An 18,866-nucleotide genomic window follows, 5' to 3' on the forward strand; every position below is an offset into this window, starting at 1 on the left:
CTCCCGCGGCGAGGGGTGCCGCTGATGGCCGGTAGCCGTACTGGCCGCCCCCCGGTCCAGCGGGCCACCGGACGGCCCCCCGTCGTCCGAGCGCCTCGCGAGAATCCCGTACGCCGGCTCTACACCCGCGCCCGCAAGGCGTGGGACCGGCCCTTGACCGCGTACTACGTGATCCTTGGCGGGAGTCTGCTGATCACCGTGCTCGGGCTGGTGATGGTCTACTCGGCGTCGCAGATCACGGCGCTGCAGTTGTCGCTGCCGGGGTCCTACTTCTTCCGCAAACAGTTCCTGGCGGCCGCGATCGGCGGGGCGCTGCTGCTCGTCGCCTCGCGGATGCCGGTGAAGCTGCACCGGGCGCTGGCGTATCCGATGCTGGCCGGATCGGTCTTCCTGATGGTCCTGGTGCAGGTGCCCGGGATAGGAGTCGCGATCAACGGCAACCAGAACTGGATCTCCCTCGGCGGCTCCTTCCAGATTCAGCCCAGCGAGTTCGGCAAGCTCGCCCTCGTGCTGTGGGGCGCCGACCTGATCGCCCGCAAGGAGGACAAGCGGCTGCTCACGCAGTGGAAGCACATGCTGGTGCCGCTCGTCCCGGTGGCGTTCATGCTGCTCGGGCTGATCATGCTCGGCGGCGACATGGGGACGGCGATCATCCTCACCGCGATCCTGTTCGGCCTGCTGTGGCTGGCCGGCGCGCCGACCCGGCTGTTCGTGGGCGTGCTGTCCATCGCGGGCGCGCTCGGTGTGATCCTGATCAAGACCAGCCCGAACCGCATGGCCCGGTTCTCCTGCATCGGTGCCACCGAACCCGGCACGGGCGCAACCTCGTGCTGGCAGGCCGTGCACGGCATCTACGCGCTCGCCTCCGGCGGACTCTTCGGTTCCGGACTCGGTGCGAGCGTGGAAAAATGGGGCCAACTGCCCGAAGCCCACACCGACTTCATCTTCGCCGTCACCGGTGAGGAACTGGGCCTGGCGGGGACGCTGTCGGTGCTCGCTCTCTTCGCGGCTCTAGGCTATGCGGGTATCCGCGTGGCCGGACGCACGGAGGACCCCTTCGTGAGGTATGCCGCGGGAGGCGTGACCACCTGGATCACGGCCCAGGCCGTGATCAACATCGGTGCGGTGCTCGGTCTGCTGCCGATCGCCGGAGTCCCGCTCCCGCTGTTCTCCTACGGGGGTTCCGCCCTGCTGCCGACCATGTTCGCCATCGGGCTGCTCATTGCCTTCGCACGTGACGAGCCCGCTGCGCGGGCGGCGCTTGCGATGCGGCAACCTCGCTTTGGTAGAAAGCGGGCTGCGGTGAGAGGCTCCGCGGGGGCCGCGGGGCCTCGGAGATGGAACACGATGCGACGGCGCGCCGCGGCGCGTTCGTCCGGAGAGCGGTGAATTTCGGTGCATGTCGTACTCGCCGGCGGGGGGACCGCCGGCCACATCGAGCCCGCGCTCGCCCTCGCGGACGCCCTGCGCAGGCAGGACCCGACCGTGGGGATCACGGCCCTGGGCACGGAACGCGGCCTTGAGACCCGGCTCGTACCCGAGCGCGGCTACGAGCTCGCGCTGATCCCCGCCGTCCCGCTGCCGCGCAAGCCCACGCCCGAGCTGATCACCGTCCCGGGGCGGCTGCGCGGCACGATCAAGGCGGCCGAGCAGATCCTGGAGCGCACCAAGGCGGACGCGGTCGTCGGCTTCGGCGGCTATGTCGCCCTGCCCGGCTACCTCGCGGCCAAGCGCCTCGGCGTGCCGATCGTCATCCACGAGGCCAACGCCCGCCCGGGCCTGGCCAACAAGATCGGTTCGCGGTACGCCGCCCAGGTCGCCGTCTCCACCCCGGACAGCAAGCTGCGCGGCGCCCGCTACATCGGCATCCCGCTGCGCCGCTCCATCGCGACCCTCGACCGGGCCGCCGTACGCCCCGAGGCGCGCGCGGCGTTCGGGCTCGACCCCTCGCTGCCGACGCTGCTGGTGTCCGGTGGCTCGCAGGGTGCCCGCCGCCTCAATGAGGTGGTCCAGCAGGCGGCCCCGTACCTCCAGCAGGCGGGCATCCAGATCCTGCACGCGGTCGGCCCGAAGAACGAACTGCCGCAGGTGCACCAGATGCCGGGTATGCCCCCTTACATCCCGGTACCGTACGTGGACCGGATGGACCTCGCGTACGCCGCTGCCGACATGATGCTCTGCCGCGCGGGCGCGATGACCGTCGCCGAACTCTCCGCCGTCGGGCTGCCCGCCGCCTATGTCCCGCTGCCCATCGGCAACGGCGAACAGCGGCTGAACGCTCAGCCGGTGGTCAAGGCCGGCGGCGGGCTGCTGGTCGACGACGCGGAACTGACACCCCAGTGGGTGCAGCAGAACGTGCTGCCCGTGCTCGCCGACCCGCACCGGCTGTACGAGATGTCCCGCGCCGCCAGTGAGTTCGGCCGTCGGGACGCCGACGACCTGCTCGTCGGCATGGTGTACGAGGCGATCGCCTCGAACCGCCGCCAGTAACGCATCGGCGAGTGAGCCGAAGGGGCGCGCCGGTGTCGAGAGGTCGAGCGCGCGGAGGCCCGAAGGGCTGAGCACGGTCGGGCTCTCGACACCGGCTGAGGCGCCCCGGAGGCGAACCGAGCCAGGAAAAGGAGTGCGCGTGGCCGGACCGAGCACCGCCGAGCGCGGCGAACGGCAGAAGCTGGAGTCCGGCCCGCCCCGGCTGCCCCGTCTCGGGCGGCTGCGACGCCCTCGTGCGCTCATCATTCTTTTGGTGGCCGTGGTGTTGGCCGGGGCCGCCTCGGTCTGGGTCCTGTACGGCTCGCAGTGGCTGCGCGTGGAGCGGGTGTCGGCCTCCGGGATGCGGGTGCTGACGGCCGAGCAGGTGCGAGAAGCGGCCGATGTTCCGGTCGGATCCCCGTTGATTTCCGTCGACACCGATGCGATTGCGGAACGACTGCGCCGGAAATTGCCCCGAATTGACTCGGTTGATGTCGTCCGTTCCTGGCCGCATGGAATCGGTCTCAAAGTGGTCGAGCGCACTCCGGCCCTGATTGTCGAAAAGGGCGCAAAGTTCATCGAAGTGGACGCCAAGGGCGTGCGATTCGCGACGGTTTCCGATGCTCCGAAGGGCGTGCCCGTACTGGAATTGTCGGTCTCCCGGTCGGCGGGTCTGCGCCGGTTCGGCACCGACCGGCTGGTGCGCGAGGCGGTGCGGGTCGCCGGGGACATTCCGGCCGCCGTCGCCCGTGACACCCGTACCGTCAAGGTCCGTTCGTACGACTCCATCTCGCTCGAGTTGAAGGGCGGTCGCACCGTCGACTGGGGCAGTGGCGAGAAGGGCCGCGCGAAGGCCAGGACGCTCACCGCCCTCATGAAAGCCGCCCCCGGGGCTCGGCACTTCGACGTGAGCGTTCCCACCGCCCCTGCGTCATCGGGGAGTTGACGCACATCCGCGCAGGCCAGCACCCTGGTTGGGCAGCGCTACGCCTGATCACATAGGGTGAAAAGAAAAACGGGAGGTTCGGCGTGTTCGTTGAACGTGCGCCACTTGTCGACTTAGTGTCCTGTTCGGAAGAGTCCAAGGAACAGACACACTGGTAACCCTAAACTTCAGCGTTAGGGTTCGGGTCGGCGTTCGGACCGTCCCATTCGGCATCAGTCGTCGGATCGCGAACGTGCGAGGCGGCGACACGTAACTCGAGGCGAGAGGCCTTCGACGTGGCAGCACCGCAGAACTACCTCGCAGTCATCAAAGTCATCGGTGTCGGCGGCGGTGGTGTCAATGCCATCAACCGGATGATCGAGGTCGGTCTCAAGGGCGTCGAGTTCATCGCCATCAACACCGACGCGCAGGCGCTGTTGATGAGCGATGCCGACGTCAAGCTCGACGTCGGCCGCGAACTCACCCGCGGACTTGGCGCCGGCGCCAACCCGGCCGTCGGCCGCAAGGCAGCCGAGGACCACCGCGAGGAGATCGAGGAGGTCCTCAAGGGGGCCGACATGGTCTTCGTGACGGCCGGTGAAGGCGGCGGCACCGGCACCGGCGGCGCGCCCGTCGTGGCCAACATCGCCCGCTCCCTCGGCGCCCTCACCATCGGCGTGGTCACCCGCCCGTTCACCTTCGAGGGGCGGCGCCGCGCCAACCAGGCCGAGGACGGCATCGCCGAACTCCGCGAAGAGGTCGACACCCTCATCGTCATCCCGAACGACCGGCTGCTGTCCATCTCGGACCGCCAGGTCTCGGTCCTCGACGCCTTCAAGTCGGCGGACCAGGTCCTGCTCTCCGGTGTTCAGGGCATCACCGACCTCATCACCACCCCGGGTCTGATCAACCTCGACTTCGCCGACGTCAAGTCCGTGATGTCCGAGGCGGGTTCGGCGCTCATGGGCATCGGCTCTGCCCGCGGCGACGACCGCGCGGTGGCCGCCGCCGAGATGGCGATCTCCTCGCCGCTCCTGGAAGCCTCCATCGACGGCGCCCGCGGCGTCCTGCTCTCCATCTCCGGTGGCTCCGACCTCGGCCTGTTCGAGATCAACGAGGCCGCCCAGCTGGTCAGCGAGGCCGCCCACCCCGAGGCCAACATCATCTTCGGCGCGGTGATCGACGACGCCCTCGGCGACGAGGTGCGGGTCACCGTGATCGCCGCAGGATTCGACGGCGGCCAGCCCCCGGCCAAGCGGGACAACGTCCTCGGCTCGTCGACCAAGCAGCGCGAGGAGCCCACGCCGGTACGGCCCTCCGACAGCCGCCCGTCCTTCGGCACGCTCGGCAGCGTCACGCCGAAGGAGGCGCAGGAGCCGACCCCGGAGCCGGTGAACGAGATGCCGGTCTCCCCGCCGGTCCCGCCGTCCCGCTCCTACTCGGACAGCGCGGCCGAAGAGCTGGACGTGCCGGACTTCCTCAAGTGATAGGACAGCGCTCCGAAACGAGCACCGTGAGCGGCGCGCACTTCGCCTTCACCGACCGGTGGGGCGGGGTGAGCGCCGTTCCGTACGAGGAGCTCAACCTCGGCGGAGCGGTCGGCGACGACCCCGACGCCGTACGGACCAATCGTGAACTGGCCGCCAAGTCGCTCGGACTGGACCCGGCTCAGGTCGTCTGGATGAACCAGGTGCACGGACCGGACGTGGCCGTGGTCGACGGGCCCTGGCTCTCCGCGGAGATTCCGTCCGTCGACGCGATCGTCACCGTGCGGCGGGGGCTCGCCCTCGCCGTCCTCACCGCCGACTGCACGCCCGTCCTGCTGGCCGACCCGGTCGCCGGAGTCGTGGCCGCCGCCCACGCGGGACGGCCCGGCATGATCGCCGGAGTGGTCCCCGCCGCCGTACGGGCCATGATCGAACTCGGCGCCGAGCCCGCCCGGATCGTCGCCCGGACTGGACCCGCCGTCTGCGGCCGTTGCTACGAAGTGCCGGACGAGATGCGCGCCGATGTCGCCGCCGTCGAGCCCACGGCGTACGCCGAGACCAGCTGGGGCACGCCCGCGGTCGATGTGACCGCCGGAGTGCACGCGCAGTTGGAACGGCTCGGGGTGCACGACCGGGAGCAGTCGCCGGTGTGCACGCTCGAATCGGCGGACCACTTCTCGTACCGACGCGACCGCACCACCGGGCGGCTCGCCGGCTATGTCTGGCTGGACTGATGGGGCATGACGGACCGTAAGGCTCAACTCGCCGAAAACCTGGCGAAAGTGGAAGAGCGCATCACGGCGGCGTGCACGGCCGCCGGTCGCAAGCGCGAAGAGGTGACCCTGATCGTGGTCACCAAGACCTACCCCGCGAGCGATGTGCGGATCCTGTCGGAACTCGGTGTGCGTCATGTCGCCGAGAACCGGGACCAGGACGCGGCGCCCAAGGCCGCGGCATGTTCGGATCTGCCCCTCTCGTGGCATTTTGTCGGTCAGTTGCAGACCAACAAGGTGCGTTCCGTGGTCGGTTACGCGGATCTCGTGCAGTCCGTCGATCGTTCCAAGCTCGTCACGGCTCTGTCGAAGGAGGCGGAGCGGGCGGAGCGTGAAGTGGGGTGTCTCATCCAGGTCGCGCTGGACGCGGAGGAGAGCGGCAGAGGGGAGCGGGGTGGCGTAGGCGCTGGCGGAATCGAAGAGTTGGGCGACCTCATCGCTCGGGCTCCAGGGCTCCGGCTCGACGGTCTGATGACCGTCGCACCGCTCACCGGACCGTACGCGGGGCGCCAACAGGCGGCGTTCGAGCGGCTGATGGATTTGTCGACTGTCCTGCGCCGCGCCCATCCGGCTGCGAACATGGTCTCGGCAGGGATGAGCTCGGACCTCGAACAAGCCGTAGCGGCCGGAGCGACACATGTACGCGTCGGTACTGCGGTACTCGGAGTCCGACCCAGGCTCGGGTAACGTCGCCAAGAAGTCGGACCACAGCAGAAAATATGGTCATTACCGCCACTGGCGGGCATAACGACCTCGTGGATCGCGGGCACTTGGCAATTCGTCAGCCGATCCACCACAGAGCGGAGGACTCAGAGCATGGCCGGCGCGATGCGCAAGATGGCGGTCTACCTCGGCCTCGTGGAGGACGATGGGTACGACGGCAGGGGATTCGACCCCGACGACGACTTCGAGCCCGAGCTTGACCCGGAGCCCGAGCGGGACCGCCGGCGGCACGAGCCGCCGCACCAGTCACATCAGGCGCACCCGTCCCAACGGGACGAATCGGTACGAGTGGTGCAGCCTCCGGCGCCGCGCGATCCGGTGCCGCATTCCGCTTCGCTCGCCGCGGAATCCGGGCGTCCGGCGCGAATCGCCCCCGTGGCATCCATCACACAAGAACGTCAAAGCCTGGAGAAGAACGCCCCGGTGATCATGCCCAAGGTCGTGTCCGAACGAGAGCCGTACCGGATCACCACGCTGCACCCCCGGACCTACAACGAGGCCCGTACCATCGGGGAACACTTCCGTGAGGGCACCCCGGTGATCATGAATCTGACTGAGATGGATGACACAGACGCGAAGCGACTTGTCGACTTTGCGGCTGGTTTGGTGTTTGGTCTCCACGGCAGCATCGAGCGGGTGACGCAGAAGGTGTTCCTGTTGTCGCCTGCTAACGTCGATGTCACGGCGGAGGACAAGGCCCGCATCGCAGAGGGCGGGTTCTTCAACCAGAGCTGAGACGCAGGACCGGAAACAAGGCACGGAAACAGGGGAGAGGGAAGCACGGATCATGAGCGTGGTCGGGCAGGTTCTCTACATCGCGCTGATGTGTTTCCTCATCGTGCTGATCTTCCGGTTGGTCATGGACTACGTCTTCCAGTTCGCCCGCTCATGGCAACCCGGCAAGGCGATGGTGGTCGTTCTTGAGGCCACCTACACTGTCACCGATCCACCGCTCAAGCTTCTGCGGCGGTTCATTCCGCCGCTGCGTCTCGGGGGCGTGGCGCTCGACCTGTCCTTCTTCGTACTGATGATCATCGTCTACATCCTGATCTCCGTCGTGAGCCGGCTGTGAACGATACGGTCTTGCCGAATGCCGACGACTACGTTGAGGTGAAGAGATGCCGTTGACCCCCGAGGACGTGCGGAACAAGCAGTTCACGACCGTCCGCCTCCGAGAAGGCTATGACGAGGACGAGGTCGATGCCTTCCTCGACGAGGTCGAAGCCGAACTGACCCGCTTGCTCCGCGAGAACGAGGACCTGCGCGCCAAGCTGGCCGCTGCCACGCGCGCGGCCGCGCAGAACCAGCAGCAGGGCATGCGCAAGCCGCCCGAGCAGCAGGACCAGCAGCAGGGCCCGCCGCAGGGCATGCGCGGTCCCGGCGCCCCCGTGCCCGCCGGCATATCGGGCCCGCCGCAGCAGCAGATGGGTGGCCCCATGGGTGGCCCGCCCCAGCTGCCGAGCGGTGCGCCGCAGCTGCCCGCGGGCCCCAGCGGGCAGGGTGGTCCGCAGGGCCAGGGCCCCATGGGCCAGGGTCCGATGGGTCAGGGGCCGATGGGCCAGGGTCACGGCCAGATGCAGCCGCAGATGCAGCAGCAGATGGGTGGCCCGATGGGCGGTCCCATGGGTGGCCCCATGGGCGGTCACGGCCCGCAGATGCCGCAGCAGGGCCCCGGTGGCGACAGCGCCGCGCGTGTCCTCTCGCTGGCTCAGCAGACCGCCGACCAGGCGATCGCCGAGGCCCGTTCCGAGGCCAACAAGATCGTCGGCGAGGCTCGCAGCCGCGCCGAGGGTCTGGAGCGGGACGCCCGTGCCAAGGCCGACGCCCTCGAGCGGGACGCGCAGGAGAAGCACCGCGTCGCGATGGGCTCCCTGGAGTCCGCTCGCGCCACGCTGGAGCGCAAGGTCGAGGACCTGCGCGGCTTCGAGCGCGAGTACCGCACGCGGCTGAAGTCCTACCTGGAGTCGCAGCTGCGCCAGCTGGAGACACAGGCGGACGACTCGCTCGCCCCGCCGCGCACCCCGGCCACGGCCTCCCTGCCGTCGCCCTCCGCGCCCTCCATGGCGCCGGCCGGCGCCAGTGCGCCGTCGTACGGCGGCAACCAGGGCATGGGTGGCGCCCCGGCACCGGCCGCGCCCTCCTACGGCGGGCAGCAGCAGATGTCGCCGGCGATGACCCAGCCGATGGCGCCGGTGCGGCCGCAGGGGCCGTCGCCGATGCAGCAGGCTCCCTCGCCGATGCGTGGGTTCCTCATCGATGAGGACGACAACTGACGGCCTTAAGTACGCCTTAGGCGTCGGCAGCGTTCAGGGCGGAGCCCCCGGATTCCGGGGGCTCCGCCCTTTTGTGCGGTCCCTGGGGCACTTGTACGTGGGTACGCAACGCCGAAGGCCCGGGGCCGCCAAATTTCTGGCAGTCCCGGGCCTTGGTGGTGTCCGGTGGGGGCTGGGGTGGGGTGTTTTATTCGCCCCCTCCGCCCCTACCCGTCCCGTGCCAGCCTTTCGGCTGCGGGTGGGTGGGGGCTTGTCGCGCAGTTCCCCGCGCCCCTTTCAGGGGCGCGGGGAACTGCGCAATCTCGCCCCCCGGGGGCGAGAAAACCCCGCGCTGCCCCCGGGGGGCTACGCCTTGCGGAGGCGGAACGTCAGGGACAGGGAGTCGTCCGTGAACGGGGCGCCGTAGGTGTCGTCCGCCTCGCCCTGGGCGAAGTCCGTGGCGAGGACCTCGTCGGCGATGAGGCCGGAGTGCTCGGACAGGGCCGAGACCACGGCCGGGTCCGTGGAGGTCCAGCGGAGCGCGATGCGGTCGGCCACGTCGAGGCCGCTGTTCTTGCGGGCCTCCTGGATCAGACGGATCGCGTCACGGGCGAGGCCCGACTGACGCAGCTCCTCGGTGATCTCCAGGTCCAGCGCGACCGTCGCGCCCGAGTCGGACGCCACCGACCAGCCCTCGCGCGGGGTCTCCGTGATGATGACCTCGTCCGGGGCCAGCGTCACCGTCTCGCCCTCGACCTCGACCGACGCCGTGCCCTCGCGCAGGGCCAGTGACAGCGCCGCAGCGTCCGTCCCGGCGATGGCCTTCGCGACCGCCTGGACGCCCTTGCCGAAGCGCTTGCCGAGCGCGCGGAAGTTCGCCTTCGCCGTGGTGTCGACCAGTGAGCCACCGACTTCGGAGAGTGAGGCGAGGGAGCTCACGTTCAGCTCTTCCGTGATCTGCGCGTGCAGCTCGCGGTCGAGCGTCTCGAAGCCCGTCGCCGCGACCAGCGCGCGGGACAGCGGCTGGCGCGTCTTGACTCCCGACTCCGCGCGCGTGGCGCGGCCGAGCTCCACGAGACGGCGTACGAGCACCATCTGCTTCGACAGCTCCGGGTCGATGGCGGACAGGTCCGCCTCCGGCCACGTCGACAGGTGGACGGACTCGGGGGCGCCCGGCGTCACCGGGACGACCAGGTCCTGCCAGACCCGCTCGGTGATGAACGGGGTCAGCGGGGCCATCAGGCGCGTGACGGTCTCCACGACCTCGTGCAGCGTGCGCAGCGCGGCCTTGTCGCCCTGCCAGAAGCGGCGACGCGAGCGGCGCACGTACCAGTTGGACAGGTCGTCGACGAAGGCCGAGAGGAGCTTTCCGGCGCGCTGGGTGTCGTACGCCTCCAGGGCCTGCGTCACCTGGTCGGTGAGCGCGTGGAGTTCGGAGAGCAGCCAGCGGTCGAGGACCGGGCGGTCGGCCGGGGCCGGATCGGCCTCGCTGGGCGCCCAGTTGGAGGTGCGCGCGTACAGGGCCTGGAAGGCGACCGTGTTCCAGTACGTGAGGAGCGTCTTGCGGACGACCTCCTGGATGGTGCCGTGGCCCACGCGGCGCGCCGCCCACGGGGAGCCGCCGGCCGCCATGAACCAGCGGACCGCGTCCGCGCCGTGCTGGTCCATCAGCGGGATCGGCTGCAGGATGTTGCCCAGGTGCTTGGACATCTTGCGGCCGTCCTCGGCGAGGATGTGGCCGAGGCACACCACGTTCTCGTACGAGGACTTGTCGAAGACCAGCGTGCCGACCGCCATCAGCGTGTAGAACCAGCCTCGCGTCTGGTCGATGGCCTCGCTGATGAACTGCGCGGGGTAGCGGCTCTCGAAGAGCTCCTTGTTCTTGTACGGGTAGCCCCACTGCGCGAACGGCATCGAACCCGAGTCGTACCAGGCGTCGATGACCTCTGGGACGCGGGTCGCCGTCTGCTGACACTGGGGGCACGCGAACGTGACGTCGTCGATGAACGGACGGTGCGGGTCCAGGTTCGACTGGTCGGTGCCGGTCAGTTCGGAGAGCTCCGCGCGGGAGCCGACGCAGGTGAGGTGGCCATCCTCGCAGGTCCACAGCGGGAGCGGGGTGCCCCAGAAGCGGCTGCGGGACAGCGCCCAGTCGACGTTGTTGCTCAGCCAGTCACCGAAGCGGCCGTGCTTGACGGACTCCGGGAACCAGTTGGTCTTCTCGTTCTCCTGGAGGAGGCGGTCCTTGACGGCCGTGGTGCGGATGTACCAGGAGGGCTGCGCGTAGTAGAGGAGCGCGGTGTGGCAGCGCCAGCAGTGCGGGTAGCTGTGCTCGTACGGGATGTGCTTGAAGAGCAGACCGCGGTTCTGGAGGTCCTCGGTGAGCTTTTCGTCCGCCTTCTTGAAGAAGACACCGCCCACGAGGGGAACGTCCTCCTCGAAGGTCCCGTTCGTGCGGACGGGGTTCACCACCGGCAGGCCGTATTCGCGGCAGACCTTGAGGTCGTCCTCACCGAAGGCGGGGGACTGGTGGACCAGACCCGTGCCGTCCTCGGTCGTCACGTACTCCGCGTTCACCACGTAGTGGGCTTCCGTGTCCGCTGGGAACTCCACCAGCTCGAACGGACGTTGATACGTCCAGCGCTCCATTTCGGCGCCGGTGAAGGTCTCGCCGGTGGTCTCCCAGCCCTCGCCGAGGGCCTTCTCGACGAGCGGCTCGGCGACGACGAGCTTCTCCTCGCCGTTCGTCGCGACGACGTAGGTGACCTCGGGGTGCGCGGCGACGGCGGTGTTGGACACCAGCGTCCACGGGGTCGTCGTCCACACCAGGAGCGCGGCCTGGCCGGCCAGCGGACCGGAGGTGAGCGGGAAACGGACGTACACGGAGGGGTCGACGATCGTCTCGTAGCCCTGTGCCAGCTCGTGGTCCGACAGGCCTGTCTCGTCCTGCGGGCACCACGGGGCGACGCGGTAGTCCTGGACCAGCAGCCCCTTGTTGAAGATCTCCTTGAGCGACCACCACACGGATTCCACGTACTCGGGGTCCATGGTGCGGTACGCGTCGTCCAGGTCGACCCAGTAGCCCATGCGGTTGGTGAGCTCGGTGAAGGCGTCGGTGTGGCGGGTCACGGACTCGCGGCACCTGGCGTTGAACTCGGCGATGCCGTACGCCTCGATGTCCTGCTTGCCGCTGAAGCCGAGCTCCTTCTCGACCGCCAGCTCCACGGGGAGGCCGTGGCAGTCCCAGCCGGCCTTGCGGGCGACGTGGTAGCCGCGCATGGTGCGGAAGCGCGGGAAGACGTCCTTGAAGACGCGCGCCTCGATGTGGTGGGCGCCGGGCATGCCGTTGGCGGTGGGCGGGCCCTCGTAGAACACCCACTCGGGGCGGCCCTCGGACTGCTCAAGGCTCTTGGCAAAGATCTTCTGCTCGCGCCAGAAGTCGAGCACGGCGTGCTCGAGGGCGGGCAGGTCGACCTGGGCGGGCACCTGGCGGTACAGCGGCGATTTCATCGGCGAGCTTCCTCCGGCGGACTTTCTGCCTTCCGTCCGGAGGGACGAGAGCCTGTGCTGCTACGTCGTAGCTGCTGCGGACGCCGTGCGCGGCGCGCTCCCGCGGTACCACCCTCCTTGGCTCCCCGGTGCTCGGTGTGCACCAGTGAGCCCCCTCATTGGGGTCGCGATGCCGGGTCTACTGGCCCCTACGGGGTGTTCTGCCGGCGGCTCCGGGGTGATCTTCGCGTCGCGCTCGCCCCCGGGCTTCCACCGCCCCCGGGTCGCTCTTGGCTGCGTACGCCGCTACTCGTCCCCATCCACGCTTTTCGCTCCGCCCAGTGTACGGCGCCGCGCGGACAGCGGCCGACCGGTTTTCCGGTGTGCCCCCTGGCCTGCGCGGTGACCCGAATGGCGAGGCGCGGGTGTCCGGATCCTGGGACGCCGGGCCTGGCGGATTACCGGGCGGGGAGCTGGGCACAACGCAGGCAGGCTTGTCGCGCGGGACCTGCGGGGCGGGCGAATCGTTGGCGTGCCCCGTTGCCGCGGGCCGGAAGTCGATTTATCGTCCCAGCACGATTCGCGAGCAAGATCACAATATGTGAAGGGGCCGCGGCCATGGTGGCGAAGAAGACCGCCGTACAGCAGTCGGCGTCCGGCAGATCCACGGGTCCGGCGGCCAAGGACGTGGGTGGGAAGAAGAACGCGCAGGGGGCGCCCGCGACGGCCGCGGCCAAGCCGGTGAAAACGGTTTCCAAGACGGCGACGACGGCGACGGGCAAGGAAGCGGTCGTGACGAAGACGGCGACCAAGAAGGCGGATGCTACGAAGGCGGACGCTACGAAGACAGTCGCCAAGAAGGCAGCTCCCATGGAGACGGTCACCAAGAAATCGGCCACTACGAAGGCGGCGGCCAAGAAAACGGCGTCTACGAAGGCGGCGGCTGCGAAATCGGCCACCAAGAAGACCACCGCGAAGAAGACGGCGGCAGCATCGACGACGACAGCGGCAGCGGCCAAGACGACGGCGGCGGTCGCGAAGAAGCCGGTGACGAAGAAGGCCGCCGGGAAGAAGACCGCGGCGGCGCAGGCCGTCCCGGAGGAGACGGCGTCGGCCAAGGGCGCCGGAGCGAAGGGCGGCACCACGAAGAGGGCCGGTGCGAAGAGCGCGGCCAGCAAGAGCACCAGTACGGCCAAGAAGGCGGTCGCTTCCGCGGCCGAGGGCGCGGCCCAGGCCGCGAAGACGACGGGAGCCACGACGGTGGTTGCGAAGAAGACTCCTGGCACGGCCCCGGCGGCGAAGAAGCCCACCGCGGTCCCCAAGGCGCGGTTCGCCGCGGCGGAGCCCGGTGAGCTCGCGGTGCGCCCCGGTGAGGACCCCTGGACCCCGGAAGAGGTCGCGGAGGCACGCGCGGAGCTGCAGTCGGAGGCGCTGCGGCTGCGCACCGAGATCTCGTCGTCCGAGGCGGCACTCGTGGGGCTGATGCGCGACTCCGGCGACGGCGCGGGCGACGACCAGGCGGACACCGGCACGAAGAACATCACGCGCGAGCACGAGATGGCCCTCGCGGCCAACGCGCGCGAGATGCTCATCCAGACCGAGCGTGCCCTGGAGAAGCTCGACGCGGGCACGTACGGACTGTGCGAGAGCTGCGGGAACCCCATCGGCAAGGCGCGGATGCAGGCCTTCCCGCGCGCCACCCTGTGCGTCGAGTGCAAGCAGAAGCAGGAGCGCCGCTACTGAACGGCGTGGGAGGGCTCCTGAGCACATGGGCCCCGGGGGTGTGCCGTACCCTCATCCTCAGTCAGGAACCTAGGTCGAGGGACTCACTCACGTGGCAGAGGCGGAGCGCATCATCGGTACGCCGGACATCCCAGGGGCGGCGGGGGCCGGGCCGGAGCAGTCCGACGGGAACGCGGCGTCGGGCGACCGTTCCGGATCCGACGAGTCGGCCCCGGCCGAGCGGTCCGGGACGGATTCCGTCGCGGATTCCGGCGCGGACTCGGGTGTGGACGAGACGCCGGCCACGGACGAGCGGCCGAAGGGCAAGCGCCGGATCGCCGTGCTGTTCACGGTCGCCGTGCTGGCGTACGCCCTCGACCTCATCAGCAAGATGATCGTGGTCGCGAAGCTGGAGCACCACGACTCGATCGAGATCGTCGGGGACTGGCTGAAGTTCGAGGCGATCCGCAACGCGGGCGCGGCGTTCGGCTTCGGTGAGGCCTTCACGATCATCTTCACGGTGATCGCCGCGGCCGTGATCGTGGTCATCGCCCGGCTCGCGCGCAAGCTCTACAGCCTGCCCTGGGCGATCGCGCTCGGCCTGCTCCTCGGCGGTGCGCTGGGCAACCTGACCGACCGGATCTTCCGCTCGCCCGGCGTCTTCGAGGGCGCGGTCGTCGACTTCATCGCGCCCAAGCACTTCGCCGTCTTCAACCTGGCCGACTCGGCGATCGTCTGCGGCGGCATCCTGATCGTGCTGCTGTCCTTCCGGGGGCTCGACCCGGACGGGACCGTCCACCGGGACTGAGCCCGCGGACGGTGCTCCGCGGGCACTGATGTTCGGGCTGTGGTCAAGTGGTGTCGGACCCGTCCGGCATACTCGACGGGTGAGCACGATTCCCGAGATCCGTACCCTGCCCGTGCCCGACGGTCTGGAGGGCGAGCGCGTCGACGCCGCCATCTCCCGCATGTTCGGCTTCTCCCGCACGAAGGCCGCCGAGCTCGCCGCGGCGGGGAAGGTCACGGTCGACGGCTCGGTGGTCGGCAAGTCCGAGCGGGTGCACGGCGGTGCCTGGCTCGAGGTCGAGATGCCGCAGGCCCCCGCGCCCGTGCAGATCGTCGCCGAGCCCGTCGAGGGCATGGAGATCGTGCACGACGACGATGACGTGGTCGTGATCATCAAGCCGGTCGGCGTGGCCGCGCACCCCAGCCCCGGCTGGTCGGGCCCGACCGTGATCGGCGGTCTCGCGGCCGCCGGGTACCGGATCTCGACCTCGGGCGCCTCCGAGCGCCAGGGCATCGTGCACCGCCTCGACGTGGGCACCTCGGGCCTGATGGTGGTGGCCAAGTCGGAGTACGCGTACACGTCGCTGAAGCGCCAGTTCAAGGAGCGCACGGTCGACAAGCGCTACCACACGCTCGTGCAGGGCCACCCGGACCCGACCAGCGGCACCATCGACGCGCCCATCGGACGACACCCGAACCACGACTACAAGTGGGCGGTCACGGCCGACGGCAAGCCCTCGGTCACGCACTACGACCTGGTCGAGGCGTTCCGTGCCGCCTCCCTGCTGGACGTCAAGCTGGAGACCGGGCGCACCCACCAGATCCGTGTCCACATGGCCGCCCACCGCCACCCGTGCGTCGGCGACCTGACGTACGGCGCGGACCCGACGCTCGCCAAGCGGCTCGGCCTCACCCGGCAGTGGCTGCACGCGGTGCGCCTCGGCTTCGAGCACCCCGGGGACGGGCAGTGGGTGGAGTTCGCCTGCGACTACCCCGCTGACCTGCAGAAGGCGCTCGACAAGGTGCGTGAGGAGAGCTACGCGTGAGCACCGAGTACGTGCTCCGGGTGGCCGAGGACGCCGCCGACCGCGAGGCGTGCTTCGCCGTGCGCAAGGAGGTCTTCGTCGGCGAACAGGGCGTCTCCGAGGACATCGAGTACGACGCGTACGACGCCGGCGCCCTGCATGTGCTGGCCGTCCGTGAGGACGGCGTTCCGCTCGGCACCGGGCGGCTCCTGTACGGCGAGGCGGCGGCCGCGAAGACCGACGGCGACCCGACGGTCGGCTCGCTCGGCCGGCTCGCCGTGACGCGCGAGGCACGCGGCCTGGGCGTCGGCGCCGCCCTCGTACGCGCCATCGAGGACGCGGCACGCGCGCGGGGACTGGCCGCGGTGGACCTGCACGCGCAGACGCACGCGCTGGGGTTCTACGAGCGGCTGGGGTACGTGGCATACGGCGAGGAGTTCCCCGACGCGGGCATTCCGCACCGGGCGATGCGGCGCTCTCTGTAGCAGGGGGACGCCTGCCGCGGGCGTTTCTCTTCCCACCCGCCTGCCCGTCCTTATGGGGTCGCCGCCCCAGATCCCGCATTCGGTGCGGTTGTTCGGCGCCGCCGAAGGCCGCCGTCCTCGCTGCTCTCCGTCGCGGCGGAACGAATCGGCGCGTGGCACGCTGGAAGTCTGGCCGTCCTTGATCGCCTAGACCTCGCCGGAGCGCTGACCGTGGATCAGTTGGCCCTGCTGTTCGTGCTGCTGCTCGGGGCCGTGGTGAGCGTGCCGGTGGGGGACCGGTTCGGGCTGCCGGCGCCCGTGCTGATGACCCTGCTCGGGATCGTGCTGGCCGTACTGGACTTCGTCCCGAACGTGGACATCCCGCCGGACCTGATCCTGCCCGCGCTGCTGCCGCCGCTGCTGTACGCCTCGGCGCGGCGGACGTCGTGGAGACAGTTCAGCGCCAACAAACGCCCGATCTTCCTGCTCGCCGTGGCGCTGGTGTTCGTCACCACCTTCGCCGTGGCCGCGGTGGCGAGCGCGATCGTGCCGGGGCTGCCGATCGCCGCCGCCGTGGCGCTCGGCGCGCTCGTGGCGCCGCCCGATCCGGTCGCGGCGACCGCCGTCGCGGGCCAGCTCGGGCTGCCGCGCCGCCTGGTGTCGATCCTGGAGGGGGAGGGGCTCTTCAACGACGTGACGGCCATCGTGATGTACCACGTCGCCATCGCCGCCGCCGTCAGCGGGAGCTTCTCGCCGTGGAGCGCCGGGCTCGACCTCGTGCTGTCCGCCGTCGTCGCGGTCGTCGTCGGGCTGGCGCTCGGCTGGGCCGCGTACAAGCTGATGGACCTGCTCGGCGACGCCACGCTGGAGATCGGACTGACCCTGCTCGTGCCGTACGTCTCGTACGTCCTGGCCGAGGAACTGCACGGGTCCGGGGTGCTCGCCGTGCTCACCACCGCGCTGTTCCTGGCCGAGTACGCCACCGACGCCGACGCCGTCCTGACCCGGCTGGCCGGGCACACCTTCTGGGACGTGATCGACACGCTCGTCACCGGGGTCGCGTTCGGCCTGATCGGCCTCGAGCTGCACAACGCGATCCGCACGGCGTCCGGGCGGTGGGGCGAGATGCTGGGGTGGGCCGCCGCGATCGTCGTCGTGGTGGTGCTCGTACGGCTGGTGTGGCTGTTGCCGGCCACCTGGCTGACCAAACGGCTGCACGCGAAACGGGACTACGACGAGGAGATTCCGACCTCGTGGCGGGAGACCGTCGTGATGTGGTGGTCGGGGATGCGGGGGGTCGCGTCGGTGGCGTTGGCGCTGGCGATTCCGCTGAAGATGGACGACGGGTCGCCGTTCCCCGACCGCGACGAGATCGTGTTCATCGCGTTCGGGGTGATCATGGCGACGCTGGTGCTGCAGGGGCTCACCCTGCCGTGGCTGGTCAAGAAGCTCGGGGTGCGGGCCGACACCGATGTCGAGAAGGCCTTCGAGAAGGAGCTGGCGATCCGGGCCGCGAAGGCCGCGAAGCGGCGGCTGAAGGAGATCGAGGAGGTGGAGGAGCTGCCGGAGGAGGTGTCCGAGCAGCTGCTGCGGCGGGCCTTCGACATCGGAGTGCGGATCAGTCCCGACATGGGGGACGAGGAGCGGCGCGGAGCGTACGAGCAGCGGGCTCGGCGGGTGAAGCGGATGCGGCGGATCCAGGGCGAGATGCTGAGCGCGGCGCGCCACGAGGTGCTGTCCGCGCGGAGCGAGCCGGGGGCGGATCCGGAGGTCGTGGACCGGGTGCTGCGGCACCTGGACGTGCGCAGCTTGCGCTGACCTTTTGTCTCCCGCTCCGCGCCACCGCCCGTTTCCAGTTGGCTGAGACGTGCGGGTGTCGGTGGGGCTTTCCCGCCGTTGGCGGCTGCCGCTCCTAGGATCGGATCATGGCGCGCAACGTGGTGATCAGCGGTGGTGGTACGGGGATTGGGCTGGCGGCGGCCCAGGTGTTCGCCGCGGACGGGGATCGGGTGTTGTTGCTCGGGCGGCGGGCCGAGATGTTGGAGAAGGCCGGGGTGCCGGGAGCGCTCACGTACGCCGCCGATCTCAGTGATCCGCACAGCGTGCGCGGTGTCGCCCAGTTCGTGGCGGACGAGTTCGGCACCGTTGACGTACTGGTGCACAGTGCCGGAGGCGCGGGGCATCTGGAGCCGAAGGCCGAGACCGAGGAACCGCTCGAAGCCGTCGCACACGACTGGACCGTCAACTTCCGGCTCAACACGCTGACCGCGGCCCTGCTCACGGAGGCCCTGCGGGACCGGCTGGCCTCGCCCGGTGGACGGGTGCTGTTCCTGAGCTCCATCGCCGCCTACCGGGGCTCCGGCAGCGGCGCGTACGCGGCGTCCAAGGCCGCGCTGCATCCGTACGCCTTCGATCTGGCACGGGAGTTGGGGCCGCGCGGCATCACCGTGAACGTGGTGGCGCCCGGCTATGTCGAGGACACCGGGTTCTTCGGCGGTGAGATCGAGCCGGCCCGGCGGGAGCGGCTCATCGCGGAGACCTCGACGGGGCGGGCCGGTACGCCCGGAGACATCGCCGCGACGCTGCACTGGCTGGCGTCCCCGGGCGCCGGGCACATCACCGCGCAGGTGATCCAGGTCAACGGGGGCGCGGAACGCGGGCATTGAGCCCCGTGCCCCTCCGAAGCCCGTATCTCTCCGAAACCTGTTACCCCTCCGAAGCCCGTACCCCTCCGGAGCTGCGTACCCCTCC

Annotated in this window: 16 protein-coding genes; 15 read left to right on the plus strand and 1 reads right to left on the minus strand. The window is 69.9% G+C overall.

What is annotated here, in order from left to right; translation table 11 throughout:
* Positions 1-24: 24 nt before the first annotated feature.
* The 9 genes from ftsW to ACFY0T_RS34785 all read left to right on the plus strand — a co-directional run bounded on the left by ftsW (position 25) and on the right by ACFY0T_RS34785 (position 8,650).
* Positions 25-1,389, plus strand: a complete 1,365-nt coding sequence (gene ftsW / locus ACFY0T_RS34745; protein WP_388879798.1) for a putative lipid II flippase FtsW — start codon at positions 25-27, stop codon at positions 1,387-1,389.
* Positions 1,390-1,395: 6 nt separating this feature from the next.
* Positions 1,396-2,490 carry an undecaprenyldiphospho-muramoylpentapeptide beta-N-acetylglucosaminyltransferase gene (gene murG / locus ACFY0T_RS34750; protein WP_388879800.1) on the plus strand — a complete coding sequence of 365 codons (1,095 nt, stop codon included), beginning with the start codon at positions 1,396-1,398 and terminating at the stop codon, positions 2,488-2,490.
* Positions 2,491-2,629: 139 nt separating this feature from the next.
* Entirely contained in the window at positions 2,630-3,415 is a 786-nt protein-coding gene (locus tag ACFY0T_RS34755; RefSeq protein WP_388879803.1) for a cell division protein FtsQ/DivIB, read from the plus strand.
* Between the two features lie 275 nt (positions 3,416-3,690).
* The gene (gene ftsZ, locus ACFY0T_RS34760) at positions 3,691-4,881 is read left to right on the plus strand and encodes a cell division protein FtsZ (protein WP_388879805.1); all 1,191 of its coding nucleotides are present in this window, start codon (positions 3,691-3,693) and stop codon (positions 4,879-4,881) included.
* Positions 4,878-5,615: a peptidoglycan editing factor PgeF gene (pgeF, locus tag ACFY0T_RS34765; protein WP_388879808.1), complete on the plus strand. Its 738-nt coding sequence runs from the start codon at positions 4,878-4,880 to the stop codon at positions 5,613-5,615. Before ftsZ ends, pgeF begins: the two co-directional genes overlap by 4 nt.
* Positions 5,616-5,621: 6 nt before the next feature.
* Complete coding sequence (locus ACFY0T_RS34770) at positions 5,622-6,341, plus strand: YggS family pyridoxal phosphate-dependent enzyme (protein ID WP_388879811.1); 720 nt, start codon at positions 5,622-5,624, stop codon at positions 6,339-6,341.
* 129 nt (positions 6,342-6,470) lie between these two features.
* Positions 6,471-7,112, plus strand: coding sequence for a cell division protein SepF (gene sepF, locus ACFY0T_RS34775; protein ID WP_388879814.1), 642 nt, complete (start codon positions 6,471-6,473; stop codon positions 7,110-7,112).
* Between the two features lie 52 nt (positions 7,113-7,164).
* Entirely contained in the window at positions 7,165-7,449 is a 285-nt protein-coding gene (locus ACFY0T_RS34780; RefSeq protein WP_028803186.1) for a YggT family protein, read from the plus strand.
* 46 nt (positions 7,450-7,495) lie between these two features.
* A complete protein-coding gene (locus ACFY0T_RS34785) occupies positions 7,496-8,650 on the plus strand; it encodes a DivIVA domain-containing protein (protein ID WP_388879817.1) in 1,155 nt (384 codons plus the stop codon).
* 345 nt (positions 8,651-8,995) lie between these two features.
* On the opposite strand, the gene ileS is transcribed toward ACFY0T_RS34785, so the two are convergent.
* Positions 8,996-12,139: an isoleucine--tRNA ligase gene (ileS, locus tag ACFY0T_RS34790; protein WP_388879820.1), complete on the minus strand. Its 3,144-nt coding sequence runs from the start codon at positions 12,137-12,139 to the stop codon at positions 8,996-8,998.
* Positions 12,140-12,736: 597 nt separating this feature from the next.
* Here ileS and ACFY0T_RS34795 point away from each other — a divergent pair.
* The 6 genes from ACFY0T_RS34795 (at position 12,737) to ACFY0T_RS34820 (ending at position 18,781) form a co-directional block, all read left to right on the plus strand.
* Positions 12,737-13,861 carry a TraR/DksA family transcriptional regulator gene (locus ACFY0T_RS34795; RefSeq protein WP_388879823.1) on the plus strand — a complete coding sequence of 375 codons (1,125 nt, stop codon included), beginning with the start codon at positions 12,737-12,739 and terminating at the stop codon, positions 13,859-13,861.
* Between the two features lie 91 nt (positions 13,862-13,952).
* The gene (gene lspA / locus ACFY0T_RS34800; protein WP_388879826.1) at positions 13,953-14,648 is read left to right on the plus strand and encodes a signal peptidase II; all 696 of its coding nucleotides are present in this window, start codon (positions 13,953-13,955) and stop codon (positions 14,646-14,648) included.
* 79 nt (positions 14,649-14,727) lie between these two features.
* Positions 14,728-15,672 (plus strand): RluA family pseudouridine synthase, encoded by a 945-nt coding sequence (locus tag ACFY0T_RS34805; protein ID WP_388879829.1) that lies wholly within the window; start codon positions 14,728-14,730, stop codon positions 15,670-15,672.
* Positions 15,669-16,136, plus strand: coding sequence for a GNAT family N-acetyltransferase (locus ACFY0T_RS34810; protein WP_388879832.1), 468 nt, complete (start codon positions 15,669-15,671; stop codon positions 16,134-16,136). Before ACFY0T_RS34805 ends, ACFY0T_RS34810 begins: the two co-directional genes overlap by 4 nt.
* Before the next feature lie 210 nt (positions 16,137-16,346).
* Positions 16,347-17,933, plus strand: a complete 1,587-nt coding sequence (locus ACFY0T_RS34815) for a Na+/H+ antiporter (protein WP_388879835.1) — start codon at positions 16,347-16,349, stop codon at positions 17,931-17,933.
* 107 nt (positions 17,934-18,040) lie between these two features.
* Positions 18,041-18,781, plus strand: a complete 741-nt coding sequence (locus ACFY0T_RS34820; protein WP_388879838.1) for an SDR family NAD(P)-dependent oxidoreductase — start codon at positions 18,041-18,043, stop codon at positions 18,779-18,781.
* Positions 18,782-18,866 lie beyond the last annotated feature (85 nt).

Origin of the sequence: Streptomyces sp. NPDC001530 (genome assembly GCF_042894545.1) — a bacterium.
GTDB lineage: Bacteria > Actinomycetota > Actinomycetes > Streptomycetales > Streptomycetaceae > Streptomyces.

Bases quoted from the DNA above. Each gene is read 5' to 3' on its own strand.
- sepF (WP_388879814.1), top strand. From the start codon at position 6,471: ATGGCCGGCGCGATGCGCAAGATGGCGGTCTACCTCGGCCTCGTGGAG.
- ACFY0T_RS34770 (WP_388879811.1), top strand. From the start codon at position 5,622: ATGACGGACCGTAAGGCTCAACTCGCCGAAAACCTGGCGAAAGTGGAA.
- ACFY0T_RS34795 (WP_388879823.1), top strand. From the start codon at position 12,737: ATGGTGGCGAAGAAGACCGCCGTACAGCAGTCGGCGTCCGGCAGATCC.
- ACFY0T_RS34820 (WP_388879838.1), top strand. From the start codon at position 18,041: ATGGCGCGCAACGTGGTGATCAGCGGTGGTGGTACGGGGATTGGGCTG.
- ftsW (WP_388879798.1), top strand. From the start codon at position 25: ATGGCCGGTAGCCGTACTGGCCGCCCCCCGGTCCAGCGGGCCACCGGA.
- ACFY0T_RS34780 (WP_028803186.1), top strand. From the start codon at position 7,165: ATGAGCGTGGTCGGGCAGGTTCTCTACATCGCGCTGATGTGTTTCCTC.
- ACFY0T_RS34785 (WP_388879817.1), top strand. From the start codon at position 7,496: ATGCCGTTGACCCCCGAGGACGTGCGGAACAAGCAGTTCACGACCGTC.
- ileS (WP_388879820.1), bottom strand. From the start codon at position 12,139: ATGAAATCGCCGCTGTACCGCCAGGTGCCCGCCCAGGTCGACCTGCCC.